We start from the raw sequence: 20,808 nt of genomic DNA, 5'->3' as shown, positions 1-20,808 counted from the left end.
AGAGGGGTGTCTGTCTTCTCGACATCTGGCGCGAAGTACTCGCGCGTGCCACTCATACTCCTATCTCCGACGAAATCCGTCTCAGTATTCCGATTTCTATCGAATTGACTACGTAGATTGCTGAATGTCACCGACTATGCGTTGCCGCTCGCCTTACTCGCGTTTGAGGAGGGCGATCCCGTGCTACCGCATTAGTTGAACACGAGGCGATTTCACGAATGATGTTGAGACACGGATTTTCTGATTGATTAAGCCCAGAGTGGCGGTCAGATCGAACACATCGATAGAGGGGTGTGATTGGATTGATTCCGTGGTTACCCCACAAAACAGAATATTTTGGTCTGTGGGGTAACTATAGTCGACGTCTCTCAAACATCGGTATCAATAAACGCCGAAAGCTTCGTTACTCGTGTCTTCGCGAACTTTCGACGAATCCTCGACCGATCCCAGCCCAACGGCGATAACAGACTTTCGACAGCTCTGACGAGGTGCGTCTCGTAGTACGACGGATCGTACGACTCTACCTCCTCGTGAGCCAACGCGACCCGTTCTCGCGAGGTTTTCTCGTCGTCGACGACCACATACTCAATGTCCTGTCCGGGGTGGACGGCGAGGTCTTGCTCGCGAGCCCGCTTCAGCGCCGCCACGTTTTGCGTGTTCTGCGTGTACCCTTCGAGTGGCTTGGAGACGCGATTCCGTTCGACGAGTTCCGCAACAGGCACCGTTCCAGCGTGGAGCCGCTTGATGGCGTCCTGGAGACAATCAAGCACTACGTCCGGCGACCGGGTCGCGTCGAGCCGTTCGAGACAGTCCCGCTGGACGTCCTCGATGAACGGCGGCGTCGAGCGCTGTCGAGCTTCGATGCCTCTGATCTTGAAATCGTCGTCGCCGGCGACCTTCCCGAAGTACTTCATCAGCGCGCCGGCGTCGCTCTCGCGCTGCGGGACGAACGCCACCCAGCCGTAGTGAGCCTCGTGTTCGAGCCGAATCTCGACGCATTCCGTGATCTTCGTCGCGAGCGCCTCGAGGTCCTCGCGGTCCTCGTCGTCGACGTCGGGGTCCGGCGTCACCCATCTGAAGTCGACGATACCGTGGACGACGCGCCAGCCGCCCGCTTCCAGCCGTTGTTTCGCCGTCAGCAGAATCTCCCGAGCGAACGCGTTGATTGCCTCGTGGCACTCGATGCGGTCGAACTTCGCGTGGCTGAACCCCTGATAGCCGAAGCAGGCAACGAGTATCCACTTCAGCGCTCCGGACCGTCCCTCGAGTTCCGCCAGGCAGTCCTTGTCGGGGTTGTCTCGATCCTTCTTGCGACGGATGGCCGCCTTGATCTCGTCGCGAGCGTCGATGATCGGCTGTAGCACGTCGACGAGGTAGCTCCGGTCGTCGCAGATCGAGTACCCGAGGCCGGGGACATCCTCACGGTTGGGGTGGCAGTCACACCGGATGACGTCCGGTGAGACGTTCCGGGTACAGATGATGTTCGGGTACAACGAGAAGAAGTCGAGTTCGTGGACGTTCTCGTGGAAGCCGACCTCGGGCGCGAAGATGAACCCGCCGCGGTCGGCGTCGTGGAGCGTCCGCATAGGCTTGTGGAATTCGTGGCACCAGGAGTTCCACGGGACAAGGACGCTCCGGTCGTGAGCCTCACAGATCTGTATGGCAGTGAGGACGTTCCCGATCGACGCCCACGCGAGCTCCTGGACGGGCTTTTTCGAGCGCGACACGAGGTCGAGGACGCCGTCGAGGTTCGTCTCCCCGTAGAAGAACGTGTTCGACTCGTCGATGATCGCCCGCCCGGGTACGTTGTACCGCGCCGGGGAGTGGCCGATTCGACCGTAGCTCGAGTACGTCGACCGGCTCGCGATCTGCTGGTAGTCCACATCCGGCCACCGACTCAACGAGAAGTCGTCGACGCCGGCGTCCGCCGCCATCTCGTGGAGGGTCGGGACGATCTCGCTCGTCGAGCAGATCAGGACGTCCGGATTGTGTGCGTCGAGTGCCGCTTGGACGGCGGTCAAGAGCTCTGAGGGCGAGCCAGTGACGGTGTCGCCGGCGACGGACAGCTCTCCATAAACATCGTTGCTCGTTTCGGTCACCGGGACGCTGAGCCGGAGCGTCGACAGCTCGCTCGCCGGTGTCGGATCGGTGCCGGTCTCTAGACAGTATCAGAACTCTCGCGAGAAGTCCACGTTGAAACAGGCGAGATCCCCGACTGGATAGTCCGACAGCTGGCGTGCTTGCCGGGCGAGTGGGGTGAAGCGGTCGATGTGGGCGATGATCTCCTCGCGAGAGCGGTAATTCCCGAGGAATATCCCACGAACTTGCGCTGGAAGCTGCATATGTCGGATTTCGAGCTTCCCGGCCTCCCCAAAGGCCGTCAGTGCCGCGCCGAGGGCGTTATCGTCCAACTCATCTGCCTCCTCGATACAGCCAAGCCCTTGTGTGCTCGTACGAGCAATCCGTCTTCGTCACCGGAGTATCCAAACCACCGAACGTATCTACGACCACATGCTGAAGGTGTAACCGCTGGGGATCGAACCAGACCTGCCGGTGCGGAAACGAGATGCGCGTTTCTATAATTATCTGAAGCAGAAATAATTCAGTTTACAATAGATATTTGTCGCTTCAGGTGTTAAGCCACGCTAAGAGGGGCTCACGAATGGACATCACTGACATTCCAGACGACGCGTACTCTGGCGACGAATCACCGCCAGACATCGACGAATTGGAGTCACCCGAATCGCTGCTCAAGGGCGGACCGATCCGCGAGCGACTTCTTGACGTCGTTACTGGGCTTCGGACCCCCACCAAGGTATCCGCTATCGCTGACCTCGCTGACTGCGATACCGAGACGGCTCGAGACTATCTGGAGTGGTTCGACGAGATGGGACTGGTCCACCGCCACGACGGCCGCCCGGTCCGATACGAGCGCAACGACGCGTACTTCCAGTGGCGACGCATCGACCACATCCGCGAGGACTACTCCGAACAAGAGATCGTTGAGGCGCTTTCGGACGCCGTCGACCAGATCGAAGACTACAGAGACCAATTCGACGCAGACGACCCCGATGACGTCTCCCTCGTCGAAGCCAGCCGGAATATGGCAACCGAAGACGTGTGGGAGGCACTCTCCGAGTGGGAAACACTCGAACGCAGAGCGGCCCTCCTCGACGCTGCGCGGCGTGACCAGCCAGCCGCTGGGAGTTCCTCCGGTCACATCGATGCCTGACAACCCGGCCGATCCGCCCCGTACCGGCCCTATCGATGCAGAACTTCTCGACCGGATTGCCGCACACCTCACTCGAAGCGCTCGCTTCGACGATATCCAAGCACGCCCCGCTTATGCACCGAATTCTGTCGTCGCAGACTACGACCTCGGGTACTTCCCCGGCGGAGTCACGCGTGCGTATCTCCGCATTCGGTGGTTCGAGACGGACGACTTCAACATCCATTACGCTGAGCAATACAACACGGGGGAATCCTGGGAGTGCCGGTGGGACCGCCACCCGAACGACCACAACACCCGTGAGCACTTCCACCCGCCCCCAGATGCACCGACACTAGGCGAGGACGAGGACCATCCGGACGAATGGCGGGACGTACTCGCCACCGTTCTTACTCGTCTCGACGAACGAATCGAAGCATTCTGGACTGAGTAACGGTCCAGCACAGCAAGGTAGTGTGCGGTTTCACCGACGCTACTAGGCCGAATACGACTCGGTTCAGGGAAACTGATTGCTGGTATCCTGATGATCGCCGAACCAATGCCCCAGATATTCAATTTCTACTGTACGAACCCGGACTGTGAGTTAGAAATGCCGTCCGGCTGGGGGTACTCATGTACCCGATTGCGGGCGGCTGCGAACGCGCCCACTGCCCACATCCCGGAGAGATGGGGCGAGCGCGAGAAGTGATTGGCGAGGACGCATCGCAAGAGGAGATTGACCGTCGCACCGGATTCAATACGCACTGCTTCTGTATCCACTGTGAAACCCAGGTAGACCTGAACTTGGATCGGGAGGAGAAAGCGTGTCCGGAGTGGGTCGAACGCGGTCAAGACCATCGATGAACTCGTCGACGAACAATGCCCGGTCTGTGAGACTGGAACGGTAGTTGCGGAAGACACCGGCGCGATAGCATAATTGTCGATCCGCCCCCGAATACATAGTCCAGCGCACCAATCTGAACAAAAGAAAGGATGAGAGTCACCGGCAACACGATCTACGAACACGACGAACACGGAGCGGTGCTCGTTCTCGACGTTCACCACGTCTTCGACCAGTACGACTTCGAAACCGGAAGTGAGGAGCTTCACTCACGCGTCGTCCGATACACCTCGAACTGGGACGACTACGGATCGATGCCGGGAAGCATCCAAGTAACGTCAACCGACGACTTCCGAGAGCAGCTGGGTGACCAGCTCAGAACGTTCGAACCACTTGAACCGCAGGCTGAAACGGACGAGTAGCGCGTATCACGCAGGCATTTATTGACTGACAGACGTAATGCCGCGGTATCATGCAACACGCCTTTCGGGTCGGGCAGCAATACCGTGACACTGGCAGTTACCGCAACCCGGAGGATCAGTTCCTGCGATGGATCCGTGGCCCGCTCGACACCGGCATCAAAAACACAGGTGGAATCCGTGATCTCGGTGCGGACCGGTCCGATACCCCTGCTGCGCTCGTGCTCGTCTCCAACGACAGCGGCATCTCTCAGCACGACGACCCGTGGGAGGACACGCTCGCCGTCAACGCCGGCTACATCAGTTACTGGGGCGACGCAAAGACCTCAAACCCCTACGATAAATCCGCGCAGAACCAGAAAATCAAGGCCGCCTTCGACAGCGCTGCAGCCGGTCGGCGCGAGGATGTCCCGCCCGTCCTCGTGTTCCGCAAACCCGAATCAGGCGTCGTGGAGTTCTGTGGGCTCTGCGTTCCCGACCACTTCGAAGTCCACGCATACCAGGCCGATGACGGGACCCAGGTCCCGAATTACCAGTTTCACTTCTCGATCCTCAACACCAACGCCGTCCCCGTCACGTGGCTGCACGACCGCGCCCGGCAGAACGACGACAGCGAGGCACCGGCCGTCTGGCAGCAGTGGATCCAGACCGGAGAGGTGGCCCAGTGGCCGACCGGAGAACCCCTCGATTCGAGTGGCCGGATTCGCCGCTACGAAACATCCGAAATCACCGTAAGCGACGCCTTCCGGGCAGACATACTCGACCGCTACGACCACGCGTGTACCCTGACCGATATTCGAGAAGATGAGCTGCTTGATCTCGCACACATCCTCCCACGAAGTCAACACCCAGAACTCGCCGAACATCCGGAAAACGTTCTCGTATTGAACTCACTGCACCACCGCGCGTTCGACGCCGCGCTGTTCACCATTGACAGCGACTACCGCATCCAAGCAAGTCCCGCATTCGACCCAGCCCACCCGTTCCTCCGCGAAACGATTCTTGACCGGGAAGGCGAACAACTCTCCCTCCCACCCACTGTGGAGATCCGTCCATCCTTCCTCGAAGAACTCAACACTGGCCTCTCGTGGCTATAACGCACCGTACACATTAGGACACGGATGTTCTTTCAGACGTATGGAGTATCGCACTGTGGCTGACGAGCTTGCAGATTGGTTCCTCGAAACCCCACTTGACGTTAGTATGGAAGCCGATATGCAGTGCCGGCTCGTCGAACGACTTCGAGATATCCTTCAAAACGAAGACGCACTCTATACCACCTGTCACAACCCAGCACTCACAACAGATGGGAATTACGCTGAGTACAAGCGACCGTACATCGACCGGATTGCAGAAAGTGGTCGGAACGATGGATCCTTGTCCCGTGTGCATCCGGAAGTGAATCTCTCTGACCCAGATGGGCCAAACGAACAAATTGACGTCGTCGTCTTTGACGACGAACTATCGTATCCGGTTTCGTGGAATGGGGGATCGAAGCGCTACGATGAGCGCGATGTCACAGCTGCCTTCGAACTGAAGTTCATCACTAACCAGAACGTCCTCTCAAACGAGTTGACCACAGCAACCCTCCGCTCAGCATCGAAAGCGGAAATGCGTCGGGACGACGCCGTCGAAAAACTCCACACGACAAACCGAAAACTCGAACACGATCTCAACCGACTCAACGACCTGCCAACCGATGATACCTATCTCATCGTCTTTTCTCACTACAACTACCTTTTTCAACCTGACTTCCTCGACCTAAATACCCATACGTACAAGAAGAACCGGAAGATTGGATGGGCTGTCGACACGTGGCTCTCGGCCGAAGCGGAGTCTGGTTCGACAGAAATTCTCTATGCACACCCTGGTGGGAAGACATGGTGGTCGTCGTGAATACCGAACTGGGAATCCGCTTGAGCGTGAGAACGAGGCTCACGCTATCTTAATGAGTTGCTCCGTTAATGATTCGAGTTCATCGACCTCGTCGATACCATTCAGCCATTGTTCCGGAAGCTTTGACGCTCCAAACCGCGCCCCAGCGACTGCACCCGTAATCGCGCCAATCGTGTCCGTATCACCGCCGCGGTTCACGGCTGTCACAATCGCTTCCTCAGCACTGTCTGCGAATAACCCGTCGTGAAGTGCCATCTGCAGCGAATGTACGACGTATCCCGACGTCTCCAGCTTGCTGGGAGAGTCACCATGAGCGAGCGGTTGGAGTGCCGTCACAAGCTCATCAGGCACGTCCGCACCGACGTAGTCAAGCGCGTCCTGCAACGGCGTATCCGCATCGTCAAGGAGGCCAGCCACTGTGAGATTCAGGATCGCACAGCCATCAGTACATCGTGAGTCAGCGTGCGTGATCTGTGAGGACTGCCGACTTACCTCGACGAGTCGGCCCCAGTCATTCGCGTATGGGATGGCGAGTGGTGGACACCGCATCACGCTCCCGTTGCCTGCGTTCTGGCCTTCTCGGCTCTGCTCCCAACGTGCTGGCCTGCCTCGTCCCATTGGTCGCCGTGTTTGAGGCGGCTGAGCGACCGCATCGTCATGCGCCCGATATCGAACGGCCTGCTGTCGTACCACGCGACGAACCGCTCTGCGATATCCGTCGGATCGAACGTTTGGTGTTCTACCAGACTTCGGGCGATGCACAGCGCTTGTTCGGTGTCGTCTGTGATCGTCCCGGCTGGCTGGTTCCACGTGCCATGCCCGACCATCTCGTCGAGCCGTCCATGTTCAGCACTGATCTCCGACGCAGACGTAAACTCGACTGGCCGGCCAAGCGCATCCCCACACGCTAGCCCAAGGAGGACACCACGCGCCCGATCCAAATCCATACGTCACTCAAGAACTACCGCTGAGAAAAATGTAGGGTGGGAGTCACTCGTTAGGTTTCGTTCCGGTACGGAGGTTTTCTCGATATTCGGCCCATGCTTGATACATTTCGATCCGTTCCTTCTCCGTCATCGTGTCGTGCTTGTCCGCGTCGTAGAACGGGAGTTCGTCCTTTTCGGGCATCTTTATGAGTCTCCTAAGCGGGTAGAGTTGCTGGTAGTAATTCTCCAGCACCCACTCTTCGCCGTGTTCGTCGACAGCTTGCTGGATGTACGGGGCGGCTTCCGGATACTCATCGGCGAGTGTCTCAGTCATTCGAAGTCGTTTGGTGGGGCTTTTGGGTTCTGTGCGTCTACAGACCGGGTTCAGACGCTCGTGAATTCAGTGAGCGAGTGGTTTGGACTGTCTCGGTTCCACTTGCCGATCTGGATGAGCTCGAACGTGTCTACGGGGTCGTTAAGTTCGTTAGCGAGCTGGGTCTGAACCGCAGTGGAGAGACTGTCGACCGGGATTGCGGTGAGTGCGTACTGGGTGAGGAAGTAACTGGTTGCAAGACTCGTCGGGGCGACGACGATGACATCTGATCCATTGACATCGTCGAGCGTGATCTGGGCATCTCGGTACTGGAGGACTGTCGCATCCAGTTCATCGACGGGGAAGAGGCAGCCAGCAGCACCGTATTCGATACTCTCCCCCGCCGATTCAAAATGCCCTTTGAGCATAATCAAATAGAAATATATGTCCTATGGACATTAATTTTGTGGCGGGTTGGCACTGCTCCCCTTCACTTCTTCACCCTCATTTTGACTACCCTCGGCCCCCCACCGAGCGATATGCCCCGCGACCTCTACGACTGCACCGCAGCCGAACTCGCCACTCGCTCTGTCGAATACCTCCAACGTGATACGCCACCAAGCACCGCTGCCGAGTGGCTCGCTGACAACGGCTACGACGCCGCCCCGGTCTACGCGGACGACGACCCAATCGGATTTATCCACAAAGACGACGTCACAACCGACGACGACGGCGATACCCTTGAGGACCACCTCACCCCACTGACCATCGGCTACATGATCAGTGGAGACACCTCGTTCACCGACGTCCTGTCCGCACTCATTGAGAACCCAGTCTACTTTCTCGGCGGCCACAACCACGTCACCGGTATCCTCACCCGCGCCGATCTCAACACCGCCCCAGCACGCATCTACCTCTTCGACCGCATCACCTACCTCGAAGAACACCTCCGCGAACTCATCCTCGACAAGAAATCGGACTGGAAAACCACGCCTGTCACCGCAGACGAACTCGACGAGATCGAAGGCCGGTACGAAGACGCACAAGCCGCCAACGTCGCGTTAGCCGAACTCCACTACGCACAATTTTCCACGCTCGAAACCATCGTCACCAGCGTCGAAGCCTGCTGGCAAGCGTGCGGCTTCTCGACGAAAGGCGGTGCAGACTCCCGACTTCACGACGTCACTGACCTGCGCAACGACGACGCCCACGCCAACCTCCTCGTCGAGAACACTGACAGCAACGAGTTCCTCAGCAGCGGCCGCACCACAGAAAACCTGTATGACACTCTCGAAACCATCAACCAAGTCCTCACGAACCTGCAGGAGGCCGGATACGCCCCAGAAACAGTAGAGGCACACCGCACGGTGTAACCCGGTCCGAATCGCGCTTGGTTTGGATTGGTTGGGCGCAGAGGACGCGATAGAGGCACCCCACTGTTCCCATAACTTACCTGTCTGGCGATTCAATCTATTTGTATACATCTCAGTATGCCTCCAGTAGATGCTACTCGGTCGGCTCCTGACGACATCCAAGGCCATCCACCGATCCAGTGCGAGGACTGTGAGTCCGCTCTTCATAGCCATGACGACGACAGTGTTTCATTTCTGCTTTTGGATCAGCTTACTATCCCTGTCATCGGTTGCGGAGACCATGTCGACCAGTTCGTTTCTATCTGCGAACTCACTACCACCGATAGAGCAGACATCATAGAGCATCGACCGGCTGGAGGTATCCATTGCCCTAGTTGTCAGCTCGCACACTACAATCTATATCAACCAGTAATCCCGATCCAAACCGGAGCAGTCGCCCTCATGGCCTGCCCACAGCACCAAACAGAAGTCCTCAACCGCTTCCAATCAGGGCTGGAAACACAGCAACAGCTGACAACCTCTCTCGATATATCCCAGTAGATCCTTGAGGTTGTCATAGAACAAGTCTCGTACCCTTGTTTGATTGGTCTTCAGAGTAAGTATCGCACGTGGATACCATACAGAAAGTCTTCAGGTCACTCTTATCGGCTTGCTTCTCGAGACATTGTTCGGAGAGGTGCCGCCCTATGATATCGTCGCGTTCGTACTCGGAATCGTCGGTACAATTCTTGTCTTGGTCGCTGTATTCGGATCTACATAGAATATCGACGAGGATGTCATAGAACTATTCTATTTTGTTGAAACCCTCAACTAGTGATAGGTTTCGGTGGTCGTGCTGAATACAGAGCGCATATGCAGCACAAGTCCGGACAGAGCGGCCTACAAGATATCCTAATTCACGGAAGTAATGTATGTGGGGTCATTAAAAAATATCGCGTCAGTCTTATTCATCCACGGTTTTACTTCGATATGATCGGAGATTGTTCGTGCAATTCCGGCCATATATTGGAAAAGGCGTTCAGGTCCAAATTCGCTTATAGATTGGTCCACTTTGGTTGCCATCTGCTTCACGCCCGATTTTGTTGCTTTAGCCACTCCCGCATAGAGAGTATCCTCTTGTTTGAGATATTCGACAGTATTTTTGGGCACGGGCTTGTCTTCAAGCGAGGTATGAGTTATATCGGTTAGTGGGTTACCATACAAGGCACTTCTATCATATAAGTCTGACAGATTTTTATATTCAGTTCCTTCGAATATACCTGCAAAGTCATAGTCGTTTTCCAATATGTGGAGAGCACCCTCCGTGAGATCATGTATAAATTCCTCCCGTGACTCTGCTGTCCGCCAAGATTGGCTGTTGGCCATATTACACGCATGAGAAGGTTTGACATATAGGTTGGGGCGCCGTCTCGTATTATTACAACCAGCAGACATTACTATACATAAATATTTCTTATAATATATGATATGATTCTTGGCTATATAATCAAACAATCAGAGTGATCTTATGAAGACGGCCATGGCTCCGAGTTATTACGTTGACTTCATCCTCTATATTCAGCAAGGGATCGTCTCAGTTGCCGAGAATTTCGACAGAACTCCCTATTCGGGTATCTCGTAGCAACAGAAGTCTGTCGCCCCGCACGCCGGGCACGAGTTGATCTTACTACATCGTCTATCCAACCGTGGTGCAGGAACATCAGGGAACAGAGCGGAGCCTAACAGTCGTCGGACCCCAGTGGCTGCTCGGAATTGCTGGTGCAATACTGATTCTCCGCGGACAACGTCACCGCGTCGAATGACAAACAGTTGAATATCAGCCGCCTGACAATCCGAAATATTGTCCGTCTATATCTAACGTTCAGAGTACCTTGTCAACGTTGTGAATAATACAGGCGACCACAAGTTCACGGAACTGCTTCCACCAGCGTCGTGAACGGACGAATGCGCCATATTCCGTTTAATACGAGAATTCACCATCTCATTCTGACTACGTTGCCCGTAGAGGTCGGCGTCCAACCGGAAGTTCCACGTCTTGTGGAGCGACGTGAATTTTCGATGCTTGATGACGAACGAACATCATCTTCACGGGCTAACTCTCGAATTGTCTGGTCATCGTACCCCTTGTCACCGAAGAGAATTGCTACCGAACCGGTGTTTCGCTTGATGAGCGACGGCACGATCTTTGAATCGTGTTTTCTGGTGGTCGTCACGTGGATATCAAGGATAGCATTCGCTCTTGTGTCCACGAGAAGTGTAACTTTCAACTACTGGATCGTCAGCTTCGTTCGCTTCGTGTAGTACTTCGAGGCATGACTGCGATCAAAACCAGAGGCATCGATCTCGACGACACCGTTGGTCGGGAGAAGCGTGACTGAGAGATTGAGAAGAACCCGCCAAATTGCCATGTCAAGGCGGTTGAACGCTTTACACAACGTCGAAGGAGACGGGATTTCCTCACGATCAAGGGCGCTCCGAATCCGTGGCATCTCGATAAGTTCGTCACAAAGCGTCCGGTACGGCGTATTCTTTTGAATCTTGAGGCAAAGGAGGACGATATGTTGATGAAGCGTGTACCGCCATTTTGAGAACTTCGAGGAGTAACGAGAGACAGTTCGCCGAGCCAACTGTATTGGTTGCTCGACGAATTGGAGTAACCGAGACTTCGGAAGGGCTTCCATCCGGTCAGACTACCGGGCAAACCGTAACTCTCTGAGGATTTCAACAGGGCCACATGGTTCTAAATCGGAGAACAAATGCAGTTCGGTGTCTCTGTAAGATTCAAACCTCCGAATTTCACTGTTACCCGAGACTATCCCCATTTTGTTACGAATCCCAATTAACCGGTTATTCCGTGTTTTATCGCCCCTGTGGAATAGCCACCAGAACTCTATATTTGATCCTCTGCGTCGTCAGCCGCTCGGATCATGCTATCTGAGTCACGATAATACCACTCTGAAAAGTGGTCCTCCAAATAATAATATACATCTGCACTCTCCTGAAGGTTCCAGTGGTCCTGAAGTTCGCCGTTTGATGTGGGTGACATTTGGATCACGTCTTTCAGACGCTTCCGTTCTTCTCCAGATAGCGAAACTGATTCCTGATTCGGTGTTGGCTTTGTTGAAGGACTCTGGTTGGGGGCACTATCCGAACCAGAATTCGCTTCGATATTGGGTGTCTTCTCGCTGTAAGCAAATCGTAGCGGCTCTGAATGCAATTCCCGAGTTTTCTTACGATATTCGATTAGAAACGGTTCTACGACTAGTTTCTGACCGATTTCTTTTAGCTGCTCGAAATACTCTTTCCCCTCTTCGATCGATTCAATTCCTTCGTCGGCATTCCAATACTCTTCTTCTGGATCGCCACGCTGTGGATAGCTTTCTGAGGCTTCTAGCCACTCCTCAAATTCGACAATTTGAGATAAAAGAAGATCCTCTTGGTATTGGAAGGATGTAGCATGCTCTGCGATGAATTCCAGAGATTTCAGATACCAATCCACTACGATCGATTTTTCGATCGGGAAGCCATCATATTCTTTGTGTGTGTCCCAAGGTGCTATCGGATCCGGAATTTCAGTAAGCTTGTAAAGGAGTGCGGTAGTCCAGCGGTTGTCTGGTGCTGAATGAAATGCAGCCAAATTTCGCCCGTTGGCTATCTCCAAATTCGGGCCGTCTGGGTTAGCGAATCGTTTTAGCCTACTATGGATTTCTTCCGGTACTTTCCCGTAACCGGAGTAATTTTCACTTTCGATTTCACAGCCGAAGCTGATGAACTGAGCGATGGTATCCTCCAAGGCTTGGGCCCTATTCCTGCTTTGAACTCGTTCTATGTGCGTGATTGAAACCGGCGGGAATAAGCGGCTCGCATAAGCCGAGCGGTCGCTAGCCGTTGCGTGCGCAGCAATTCTATCTACCGGATCCGATGTTTGACCGACGTAGTAAACTTCGTCTGCTTCTACAGCTTGTTCGACCCATTTCGGGAAGTTAGAGTGGTGATCACCGATTGGAGGGCGGATTGTGGCAGGATAATTTATCCATGCATTCTCTCCATCTTCCAGGGTTTCCTCAATTTTCTGGCCATCGTAGTCTTCTATTTCCCGCTGTAGATTGACTTCTGATTCGCATTCTAAGACATAAACAAAGAAATCACCTTCAGAATCTACTGTAAAGTCTCGTAATTTCTCCGTAGTGTGCGAGCGAATCGCATTCTCCTCTAGTTTCCAGAGCGCCGATTCCATCGATGTGTCTTACGCTAACAGCTGTTTCAACGTTGCTATATCCAATATATCTATAGTACCGTTCAGCGGCCGCGGCAAACGTTGTGCTGTCTATATAAGTGGAATACATATCATCTCACTTCTTTAATCTTCAAACAGACTGGATGAATTCTCTGCCAAAGCGAATCAGAGATTCTTAAAGTGACTTCTGATTGAGCCTAAGATTCGAACCTCGGAGAGTCACCGCTGCCCGGGACTACTCAAACATCGCGTATACCCCCAGTGAATCGCTCCGATCCGGGAAGAGACGCGACGGGATCACGCAATTTTTCGCGCCGAGACCGCTACTGACAGCCGGAACACGGCCTCGTTCAGTCGACGCCGATCCGGTGACACGCTCAGTCACTGGCTCCGTATAGGCAACCACCCGATAGGGAAAGCCGGCTGAGTGGAGACACGAGCGCTGTTCCGGATCGGACTATTTTGCCGCGAATCCGTCCATCCGGATACTATTCGATCCAGTGGGTACCGAGAAGAGGGTGGCCGTTGCCGGTTCGAGCGCGTCGAGTGGGTCCTGCTTTCGCTCGATCTCCACGTCGTCGATGCAGACGGTCTTGGCGCCGATGTCCTCGACGGAGGCCCGCAGGTAGTCGAGGTTGCCGACCGAGTACGTCTCGATGACCTCGGCGGGATTCGCAAGGACAACGACAAAGGACGGTAAGGCAACGACAAGACCCACAAGATGCCGTTCGCCCGCCTGCTCAACTACATCGGGTACAAGGCCCACGACACGGGCATCAACGTACAGTTGATTGAGGAGTACGACATGTCGAAAACGTGCAACCGCTGTGCCGCTGAAGGTGTCCGAAAGTCGCAGGGGCGGGTCGAGTATCCTGAGTGTGGGCTGGACGGCACTGCGGACAAGACCGATGCGCTGAATATCGGTAAACGAGCCTTGGGCAAGTTCTTGAAACCGCTGTCTGAGGCGGGGGCCGTACTGGCACGGCCCGAAACGCGGTTCATCGTCCAGCGTGACGACGAACCTGCGAACCTCTTCGTGTCCGTGGATTCAACCCCCAGTGGGGGAACTCCACGGCTAGCCGTGGGAGGATATCAGGGAGAAGCTAACATAGGAGCAAGTACAACCAGTACGGAAGTTGGACGATTCCATCACCGAGATCTTCAATAGGTTGTCTGCCTCGAACCGTATCACCAGCGAGGAGGAATCCAAGTGGCACATCGTACGCTTCTTTGAATTCTCGAACGGCTTCGAGTGACTCCTCCCGCTCGCGTGACCGATACGCTAGGCCGATCGGGACGGGGGTTCCGTCCACCTCGAAGACGAAGTCGACCTCACCCTCTCGCCCGCGCCAGTACTGGACGGCGGGCGTCTCGTCATTGCCCTGGATGGCGTTGATCCCGTAGGCGAACCGCATCGTGTGGTCGAACGCCGCGACGCGGGCCAGGTCGGCCTCGCGGTCAAAATCGTTTCGGACGGTTGAGGCGTCGCCGTCGGCGAGCGCGGTCACTAGCCCTGTGTCACGGAGGTAGAGTTGCACCGACCGGGGGCGGCTGTTGTCGTACTCGGTAACGCCGGTTAACAGGTACAGCTCTGCCAGCGCGGGAAGGTAGCTATCGGCGATCGTCCGCCGGTCGACGTCGAACAGTTCGACGAGGTCCTGATACCGGAACGGCTCAGTTCCTCGGTTCCGGGCGGCGAGCGCGCAGAGGCGTTCGAGATCCGCGATCGTCTGAATCGATTCGAAGCCGGGGACCTCCTGGTAGAGGGCATCGCGAACGTCCTCGCGCAGCTGCACGTAGTCATCTGCCGTCAGGTCCGCTGCCGACTCGGCGGCGCCGTCAAGGTCGTAGCTGATGGTCCCACCCATCGCGAGATAGTCGACGACCTGTGACTGGATGCGTCGTTCGACGTCTGCAACCTTCTCGTACTTCTGTCGAAGCTCTGCGACGAGTGACTCGATCTCGCCACTCTGGAGAGCCGCTGGCAGGCTGTTCTCTCCGGTTCGCAGCGAGGTGGGGCTCACGCGAGTGTCTTCTTCCTCAAGATCTGGATATAGCGTGAAGAGGTAGTCCCGGAACTTCTCGGGGAGAATGGGCTGAACATCGTAGTCTTCGGCCGGCATCGCGACGCTTTCGAGTTCCCGTTCGATCTGGATGCCGGCGCTAGCAGTCACGACGACGTGTCGTCCCGGGACGTCCTCGAGCAATTCTGCGACGGGGACGCCCCACCCGTCGATGGTCGGCTTGTTCGGATGCTCGATCTGGTGGACGTCGTCGATGAGGATGAAGTGTGGGTGGTCTGCTTCGATGCGGCCGAGAACCCTGCTCTCGTAGTACCGAACTGCGCGTCGCAGCTGTTCGTCCGATTGGAGTTGGTAGAGCGGGTCGGCGTCGAAGGGAAGATAGAGGAATCGTTCCGGATCGTCGCCAGCCTCGATGCGATGGTGAATGAACTGGTTGAGGAGCGTGGTTTTCCCGACGCCCCGCCGTCCAACGAGGGCGAGAAGCGGTTGGTCCTCGAACTGGCTGCCGGACTCGTCGGGACGGGCGAGATGATAGAAATCGCTCTTTTGCCGTGCCGGGAGTGAGAATGCTTCTGTCCCGTGTTCCCACCACGGATTATGGTCGTGAAGCGCCCGGACGAGAGCGTCACCAGCGTCGATAGGCATGGGTTTGTTGACTAATCCTCGGGGTCCTTCGCAATGATTGTTTCGACTCAATACTCAACAGTATAGAGGCGGTTACATACTAATAATCCATCCTCCAGAGTATAGTATTCCACCAAACACCCTACAAAGAACACTATGATGGGCCTTTATCATCTAACATCTGCTCTATCTTGCTTATTGGCGAAGGATTTATCCCATCTTGGCGCACACTGGTGAGTGTGAAGGTGGAAAAAGACGCATCGTGATGGTGGTTACTCCCTCTCGTTTCCGGGATGAACGAACACACCGTCGTCAATTACCCGCTGGCTGCCCGGGGAATGGCAGGCCAAACAGACACTATGGATACGACGTACGCGGACATAGAGGATGGGAAGCGTCACGATATCGCAGTCGAATTCATCACCCGGGAAGCCATCGACTGCGACGGAGAACACGTCCACCGCTTGCTGGTCGCCGATCAATCGGGGCGGCAGTTCACGGTACTTGCCACACCTGACAGCGAGGCACTCCAGAGCCTGAAAATCGGGGCAACCCACTGCATCTCGGGGCTGCTGGGCGCGGTTCCCGTCTCCTCAGGAGACGACATCGGTCCAGAGTGCCCTGATTGCGGAGGACGGCTTCGACCAGGACAGGTCGTCGATGCAGCTGGAGCAGCCGTCACGCAAGCCGCGTCACAGCTCTCTCTCGACGAACCGTTCGGAATAATCGATGCCAGAGCGACTGTTCGTCGCGTTCGGGAGGACCGCTCGCTCGTCGACGACTGGATGCCGATGGACGACGACAGGTCGGTCACCCCACCCGACTACGTCTGTGAGTCCTGTGGGCACCACGTCGACGCGTACGAACTTCGGGAGACCGCCGAGGCCGATCAGATGCTCGAAAACCAGGTGATGGAGAGTGCATCACCGGCGCCAGCAAGTGCGGACATGGCGAGCCCGGAGACAGTCGGACTCGCCGCTGGCGGGGCGAAAGACGTGGCCAACTTTCGGGAAAACGTCGCGAACGGGTATACGCCACAGCCGGAGGCGATCAGCGACGAGGGGCTGTTCTACGACTATCACTTCGAGACGGGCACGCGGACCGAGTCCGAGGCCCTGTTCGCACCGCGCTACGCGGCCGCCGTGAGCGACCACCCGATCAGTGGGGAGACCGAGCGCTACCTGTCGGTCGGGCTGAATTCGACGCTCTCGGTCGACGAGTTCGAGCGGCCGCGGCTGGATCTCGTCGCCGTCCTTGATGTCTCTGGGTCGATGGACAGCTCCTTCGACGCGTACTACTACGACGAACACGGGCGCAAGCGCGAGGCCGAGGACGATGCGGCGACGAAACTCGAAGCGGCAACTCAGTCGCTGTGCGCGCTCACCGAGCAGCTCCACGCCGAGGACCGCTTGGGCGTCGTCCTCTACAACCACCGCGCCCACGTCGCGAAGCCGCTCCGTGACGTCGGAACGACTGACATGCCGGCGATCCGTCGCCACATCCGCGAGATCGCTGCTGGCGGCAGTACGAACCTCGCGGACGGATTCGAGGCGGCCGTCGACATGTTGGTCGACGGGACGCCCAGTCCTGACGTCGAGCGCCGTGTCGTCTTTATGACCGACATGATGCCGAACACGGGGACGACGGGGGACAGCGAACTCACGCAGCTGTTCGCGGACGCGGCCGCCGAGGGTGTCCACACGACGTTCATCGGCATGGGGCTGGATGCGAATGCGGAGCTGGCGGACACCCTGTCGGGCATCCGCGGGGCGAATCACTACTTCGTCCACTCGACCGCGGAGTTCGAGCGTCGGCTGGGCGAGGAGTTCGACTACATGGTCACCCCGCTGGTGTACGACCTGAACCTCGATCTCGACGCGGACGGCTACGAGATCGAGGCAGTCCACGGATCGCCGTCCGCGGACGCCGCGACCGACCGCTTGATGCACGTCGGGACGCTGTTCCCCTCCGCAAAGCAGGATGGCGAAGCTCGGGGCGGCGTCGTCCTCGTCCGCCTCGAGCAGACGAGCCAGGATGCCGATCTGGATCTGGTCGCCTCGTGGACGGAACGGGACGGTGGCGAGTACACCGAGCGCGTCACCGTCGACGTTTCCAACGAGTCCGGTACATATGCCCATGAGGGCGTCCGGAAGGCCGTCGCGCTGGCTAGATACGCTCGCGAACTCCGGACGTGGGCGGCTGACCTCCACGATCGCGCTGACGCTGCGACTGGCGTCGACGACTGGTTGCTCCCCGACCAGCGTGGCCAGCACGAGCGCGAGTCCGTACCGCTGGTCGTTCCTGATCGATATACCGAGCGATTCGACCAGCTTCGCAGCTACCTCGCAGATGAGATGGCGGCTGTGGATGATGAGTCGATGCAGCAGGAGGTGGAACTCCTGGAAACACTGTGTCAGCAGGCGCCCGCGACGCCGCGCGAGGTGAGTGACTGATGTTCGTATTCGCGTTCGACCGTGACTGGACCGTCGACGTGAATCCACATCCCCGCCACGACGCAGTCCCGCTGGAGTGGGTGCGTCATCTCGCCCATGAGACGCCACACGCGGTCTACGCCATCGGCAATCAGACGCTGGCCGAGGAGGACGCAATTCCGGGTGTCGTCGACATCGTCGGCCGCCACCCCGACGACTGGGACGAGTGGCTCGGCGAGAAACAGCCCGATGGTCGGTACGAGCAGTTCCCACTCCGGCGCGAGCAGCTATCACTCATCGCCGACCTGCACCCGGACGCGGACGGCTACGTCGTTGTCGACGACCTCGATCTGAGTGATGTCGACGCGTGGGAGCACTACCACGCTTGGGAGTTCGTTCCCGCGGTCGAACGGGGAGACATCCATCCCGACCTCCCATGGGTTCGTGACATAATGACCGACGGTGGACTCCCGACGTCTGCCGGAATCATGCCTGCGAACGCGTCGATGCTATCGTCGTTTCTCGACGACCACACCGATGCGCCCGGATTCGAACTCACGTACATCGACGATGGGGCCGAACGAACGCAGCTGTGCCACGACGTCTCCCTTCACGCGGTGACACTCGAACGCCCCTCGGCAGCGCCGGCGCTCCAGTGCACGCCGCTCGCCCCAGATAGTGACCAATTCACCGTTCCCGTCGACGCAATCGAGTTGCTCTCCGTGGTCGATCCCCCACCGAATCTCTACACGGCGAGCGCAGAGACGCCTGCCGAGGAGGCAACTGGGCTCCGCCGACTCGCGGATGTGAATCCAGAGGCGGTCCGTATCTCATCGATCCTCGCTCTTCTGGATCGCGAAGACGTTGATCTGTTCCGGGAAAAGGACGCAGCCCAGGCACTCCGTCGGGTGGCGGCAGTGCGCCCAGAGGACTGTACGCCGGCGATTCCAATCCTTCGGTCACTATTGACACGTGACGAGCTACCCGCTCGGGCCGACATGCTGGCCACTCTCCGCGCCATTGGTGATGCCGATCCGAGGGCGATCGCTCCGCTCACCGACGAACTCGTACCGTATCTGCAGTCGAACATTGTCTCCGTCAGGCGTGAAGCGACCAGATGTATCGCCGCGATTGCTGAGGAAAACCCCGAGGATGCTGTGGACGCCGTACCGTCGCTTGCAACGATCATTGAGGACGACGCCGACGGACTCCAGTACGCGGTGTACGCACTCTCGCGGATCACGCGCGAGTATCCGGAGGAAGTCAAACCGGTCGCCGAGACACTTGGAGAAGTCACCCTCCGTGACTCGTTGTCCGACAGCGTTCGGTTGAACGCGACCGCTGGGCTTGGACGGATCGTGGGCGAGTACCCGAGCATCGCCGTCGATATCGTCGACGATGTCGCAACTCTGTTCGACGCCGATAACCCCAAGCTCCGGAACAACGCAATCGGACTAATCGGCGACGTGGCGATCGTTCACACCGACGTGGTCGAGCCGTACACCGAGGAGATCACCGCATTACTGACGGTTGAGGACACCTACACGCGAATCAATGCGAGCGGTGCCCTTAGCCGCGTAGCCGAGGACTTCCCGGAGTCGGTCGAACACGTCACGCCGACGTTCGTGGAGCTGCTGTCGGACGAGAATCCGCTCGTCCGTGAGAACGCTTGCTGGGCGCTCGGACACCTCTCCGCCTCTGTAGCGGTATCGCCCCTGGAAGATCGAGCACAGGCTGATGACAACGCCGATGTCCGCACGAGGGCATCGTGGGCGCTCGTCCAGATCAACAAAGGGGACCAACGCGATGACTGACAAGGGACCGCCCGACGTGTTCGCGTCTTCGAAGGTGGATCGTATCATGGAAGTCCTATCGAAGCAACAGCGGCGGGAGATACTTTACAGGCTGAAGCGAGACGATAGGCTGGAGCCATTCCAGGGGCCAGACGCTCTGGACAGCTCGGAGATTGAACTGTATCACGTCCACCTCCCAAAGTTAGAGGCGGCAGGATATATCGACTGGAATCGGGAAACTGGAGCGGTTATGAAGGGCCCTCAGTACGACGAGGTTGAGACCTTCCTCACGCTGATCGAGAACCATGCTGACGAAGTCTTGGTGACTGACGATGAATGAGACAGCGAACGCACAGGGCTGTTTACTCGGCCTTGCCTGTGGTGACGCACTAGGTCGACCGGTCGAATTCAAGAGCGCCGAGGAGATCATTGCTGACCACCCACGCGCAGTCTACGAGGTTGCCGAGATCTTCCCACAGTTAGCCAGCGGTACGGGTGCTATTCTGGATTACCTCACACAGCTTCGCCTCCCGCAGCAGCAACGGACGTTGACGGACACCAGTCCAGAGGACCAACTTACAGACCTCCGTGAGAAGGCCCACACGATGATCGTAGAACTCCACGTCATGTACGAATCACTTCAACGCGTAGCAGTCCGGCATCCGGAGATCGAGCACGAGCAATGGAAAGCCAACGCCGCTCAGTCGGGGGGTCGATGAGTA

The 20,808-nt window shown here is 57.1% G+C and carries 18 protein-coding genes and 3 pseudogenes; 11 read left to right on the top strand and 10 right to left on the bottom strand.

Going from position 1 to position 20,808, the window contains the following annotated elements:
- Positions 1-368: 368 nt before the first annotated feature.
- Positions 369-2,279 (bottom strand): annotated as a pseudogene (locus DU484_RS00610) (type B DNA-directed DNA polymerase); the annotation flags it as partial.
- A gap of 383 nt (positions 2,280-2,662) precedes the next feature.
- Between DU484_RS00610 and DU484_RS00605 the strand changes: the two are divergent.
- The 5 genes from DU484_RS00605 (at position 2,663) to DU484_RS00580 (ending at position 6,364) form a co-directional block, all read left to right on the top strand.
- Entirely contained in the window at positions 2,663-3,232 is a 570-nt protein-coding gene (locus tag DU484_RS00605; protein ID WP_114604787.1) for a DUF7342 family protein, read from the top strand.
- Complete coding sequence (locus tag DU484_RS00600; RefSeq protein ID WP_114604786.1) at positions 3,225-3,662, top strand: hypothetical protein; 438 nt, start codon at positions 3,225-3,227, stop codon at positions 3,660-3,662. Before DU484_RS00605 ends, DU484_RS00600 begins: the two co-directional genes overlap by 8 nt.
- A gap of 539 nt (positions 3,663-4,201) precedes the next feature.
- Positions 4,202-4,471 carry a hypothetical protein gene (locus DU484_RS00590; RefSeq protein WP_114604785.1) on the top strand — a complete coding sequence of 90 codons (270 nt, stop codon included), beginning with the start codon at positions 4,202-4,204 and terminating at the stop codon, positions 4,469-4,471.
- A 50-nt stretch (positions 4,472-4,521) separates the two neighbouring features.
- Positions 4,522-5,565, top strand: coding sequence for an HNH endonuclease (locus tag DU484_RS00585; RefSeq protein WP_114604784.1), 1,044 nt, complete (start codon positions 4,522-4,524; stop codon positions 5,563-5,565).
- 40 nt (positions 5,566-5,605) lie between these two features.
- Positions 5,606-6,364: a hypothetical protein gene (locus DU484_RS00580; protein ID WP_114604783.1), complete on the top strand. Its 759-nt coding sequence runs from the start codon at positions 5,606-5,608 to the stop codon at positions 6,362-6,364.
- Positions 6,365-6,403: 39 nt separating this feature from the next.
- Here the strand turns inward: DU484_RS00580 and DU484_RS00575 are convergent.
- The 3 genes and pseudogenes from DU484_RS00575 to DU484_RS00565 all read right to left on the bottom strand — a co-directional run bounded on the left by DU484_RS00575 (position 6,404) and on the right by DU484_RS00565 (position 8,031).
- Positions 6,404-7,311 (bottom strand): annotated as a pseudogene (locus tag DU484_RS00575) (ADP-ribosylglycohydrolase family protein).
- Positions 7,312-7,354: 43 nt separating this feature from the next.
- On the bottom strand, positions 7,355-7,624 hold the full coding sequence (locus tag DU484_RS00570; protein ID WP_114604782.1) for a hypothetical protein: 270 nt from the start codon (positions 7,622-7,624) through the stop codon (positions 7,355-7,357).
- Between the two features lie 50 nt (positions 7,625-7,674).
- On the bottom strand, positions 7,675-8,031 hold the full coding sequence (locus DU484_RS00565) for a hypothetical protein (RefSeq protein WP_114604781.1): 357 nt from the start codon (positions 8,029-8,031) through the stop codon (positions 7,675-7,677).
- A 111-nt stretch (positions 8,032-8,142) separates the two neighbouring features.
- On the opposite strand from DU484_RS00565, the gene DU484_RS00560 reads away from it, so the two are divergent.
- Entirely contained in the window at positions 8,143-8,976 is an 834-nt protein-coding gene (locus DU484_RS00560; protein ID WP_114604780.1) for a CBS domain-containing protein, read from the top strand.
- Positions 8,977-9,204: 228 nt separating this feature from the next.
- On the opposite strand, the gene DU484_RS19825 is transcribed toward DU484_RS00560, so the two are convergent.
- The 5 genes and pseudogenes from DU484_RS19825 to DU484_RS20640 all read right to left on the bottom strand — a co-directional run bounded on the left by DU484_RS19825 (position 9,205) and on the right by DU484_RS20640 (position 13,979).
- Entirely contained in the window at positions 9,205-9,342 is a 138-nt protein-coding gene (locus tag DU484_RS19825) for a hypothetical protein (protein ID WP_187347677.1), read from the bottom strand.
- A gap of 525 nt (positions 9,343-9,867) precedes the next feature.
- Entirely contained in the window at positions 9,868-10,341 is a 474-nt protein-coding gene (locus tag DU484_RS19275; protein WP_157969449.1) for a hypothetical protein, read from the bottom strand.
- Between the two features lie 496 nt (positions 10,342-10,837).
- A pseudogene (locus DU484_RS00550) lies at positions 10,838-11,657 on the bottom strand (IS5 family transposase).
- 209 nt (positions 11,658-11,866) lie between these two features.
- On the bottom strand, positions 11,867-13,213 hold the full coding sequence (locus tag DU484_RS19270) for a DUF5797 family protein (RefSeq protein ID WP_157969448.1): 1,347 nt from the start codon (positions 13,211-13,213) through the stop codon (positions 11,867-11,869).
- 457 nt (positions 13,214-13,670) lie between these two features.
- Complete coding sequence (locus DU484_RS20640; protein ID WP_394338742.1) at positions 13,671-13,979, bottom strand: hypothetical protein; 309 nt, start codon at positions 13,977-13,979, stop codon at positions 13,671-13,673.
- Here DU484_RS20640 and DU484_RS00535 point away from each other — a divergent pair.
- Positions 13,935-14,381, top strand: a complete 447-nt coding sequence (locus DU484_RS00535; RefSeq protein WP_114604777.1) for a zinc ribbon domain-containing protein — start codon at positions 13,935-13,937, stop codon at positions 14,379-14,381. The two genes, DU484_RS20640 and DU484_RS00535, sit on opposite strands and share 45 nt — an antisense overlap.
- On the opposite strand, the gene DU484_RS00530 is transcribed toward DU484_RS00535, so the two are convergent.
- Positions 14,317-15,882, bottom strand: coding sequence for an ATP-binding protein (locus DU484_RS00530; protein WP_114604776.1), 1,566 nt, complete (start codon positions 15,880-15,882; stop codon positions 14,317-14,319). The genes DU484_RS00535 and DU484_RS00530 overlap by 65 nt on opposite strands.
- Positions 15,883-16,220: 338 nt before the next feature.
- Here DU484_RS00530 and DU484_RS00525 point away from each other — a divergent pair, with 338 nt between their 5' ends.
- From DU484_RS00525 to DU484_RS20580, 4 genes are read left to right on the top strand one after another with little or no spacing between them, the layout of a single operon-like run.
- Positions 16,221-18,314 carry a vWA domain-containing protein gene (locus tag DU484_RS00525; protein ID WP_262342754.1) on the top strand — a complete coding sequence of 698 codons (2,094 nt, stop codon included), beginning with the start codon at positions 16,221-16,223 and terminating at the stop codon, positions 18,312-18,314.
- Positions 18,314-20,107, top strand: a complete 1,794-nt coding sequence (locus DU484_RS00520) for a HEAT repeat domain-containing protein (protein ID WP_114604775.1) — start codon at positions 18,314-18,316, stop codon at positions 20,105-20,107. The genes DU484_RS00525 and DU484_RS00520 overlap by 1 nt, the downstream gene beginning before the upstream one ends.
- The gene (locus DU484_RS00515; protein WP_262342753.1) at positions 20,100-20,426 is read left to right on the top strand and encodes a DUF7344 domain-containing protein; all 327 of its coding nucleotides are present in this window, start codon (positions 20,100-20,102) and stop codon (positions 20,424-20,426) included. The genes DU484_RS00520 and DU484_RS00515 overlap by 8 nt, the downstream gene beginning before the upstream one ends.
- Entirely contained in the window at positions 20,419-20,805 is a 387-nt protein-coding gene (locus DU484_RS20580; protein ID WP_316043082.1) for an ADP-ribosylglycohydrolase family protein, read from the top strand. Before DU484_RS00515 ends, DU484_RS20580 begins: the two co-directional genes overlap by 8 nt.
- Positions 20,806-20,808 lie beyond the last annotated feature (3 nt).

Source organism: Haloplanus rubicundus (assembly GCF_003342675.1).
GTDB lineage: Archaea > Halobacteriota > Halobacteria > Halobacteriales > Haloferacaceae > Haloplanus > Haloplanus rubicundus.
This window is presented reverse-complemented; position numbering and strand designations above follow the sequence as displayed.

What these genes read in the sequence shown, in the direction of transcription:
- DU484_RS00605 (WP_114604787.1), top strand. Translation starts at nt 2,663, where the DNA reads ATGGACATCACTGACATTCCAGACGACGCGTACTCTGGCGACGAATCA.
- DU484_RS00600 (WP_114604786.1), top strand. Translation starts at nt 3,225, where the DNA reads ATGCCTGACAACCCGGCCGATCCGCCCCGTACCGGCCCTATCGATGCA.
- DU484_RS00590 (WP_114604785.1), top strand. Translation starts at nt 4,202, where the DNA reads ATGAGAGTCACCGGCAACACGATCTACGAACACGACGAACACGGAGCG.
- DU484_RS00585 (WP_114604784.1), top strand. Translation starts at nt 4,522, where the DNA reads ATGCAACACGCCTTTCGGGTCGGGCAGCAATACCGTGACACTGGCAGT.
- DU484_RS00580 (WP_114604783.1), top strand. Translation starts at nt 5,606, where the DNA reads ATGGAGTATCGCACTGTGGCTGACGAGCTTGCAGATTGGTTCCTCGAA.
- DU484_RS00570 (WP_114604782.1), bottom strand. Translation starts at nt 7,624, where the DNA reads ATGACTGAGACACTCGCCGATGAGTATCCGGAAGCCGCCCCGTACATC.
- DU484_RS00565 (WP_114604781.1), bottom strand. Translation starts at nt 8,031, where the DNA reads ATGCTCAAAGGGCATTTTGAATCGGCGGGGGAGAGTATCGAATACGGT.
- DU484_RS00560 (WP_114604780.1), top strand. Translation starts at nt 8,143, where the DNA reads ATGCCCCGCGACCTCTACGACTGCACCGCAGCCGAACTCGCCACTCGC.
- DU484_RS19825 (WP_187347677.1), bottom strand. Translation starts at nt 9,342, where the DNA reads ATGGATACCTCCAGCCGGTCGATGCTCTATGATGTCTGCTCTATCGGT.
- DU484_RS19275 (WP_157969449.1), bottom strand. Translation starts at nt 10,341, where the DNA reads ATGGCCAACAGCCAATCTTGGCGGACAGCAGAGTCACGGGAGGAATTT.
- DU484_RS19270 (WP_157969448.1), bottom strand. Translation starts at nt 13,213, where the DNA reads ATGGAATCGGCGCTCTGGAAACTAGAGGAGAATGCGATTCGCTCGCAC.
- DU484_RS00535 (WP_114604777.1), top strand. Translation starts at nt 13,935, where the DNA reads ATGCCGTTCGCCCGCCTGCTCAACTACATCGGGTACAAGGCCCACGAC.
- DU484_RS00530 (WP_114604776.1), bottom strand. Translation starts at nt 15,882, where the DNA reads ATGCCTATCGACGCTGGTGACGCTCTCGTCCGGGCGCTTCACGACCAT.
- DU484_RS00525 (WP_262342754.1), top strand. Translation starts at nt 16,221, where the DNA reads ATGGATACGACGTACGCGGACATAGAGGATGGGAAGCGTCACGATATC.
- DU484_RS00520 (WP_114604775.1), top strand. Translation starts at nt 18,314, where the DNA reads ATGTTCGTATTCGCGTTCGACCGTGACTGGACCGTCGACGTGAATCCA.
- DU484_RS00515 (WP_262342753.1), top strand. Translation starts at nt 20,100, where the DNA reads ATGACTGACAAGGGACCGCCCGACGTGTTCGCGTCTTCGAAGGTGGAT.
- DU484_RS20580 (WP_316043082.1), top strand. Translation starts at nt 20,419, where the DNA reads ATGAATGAGACAGCGAACGCACAGGGCTGTTTACTCGGCCTTGCCTGT.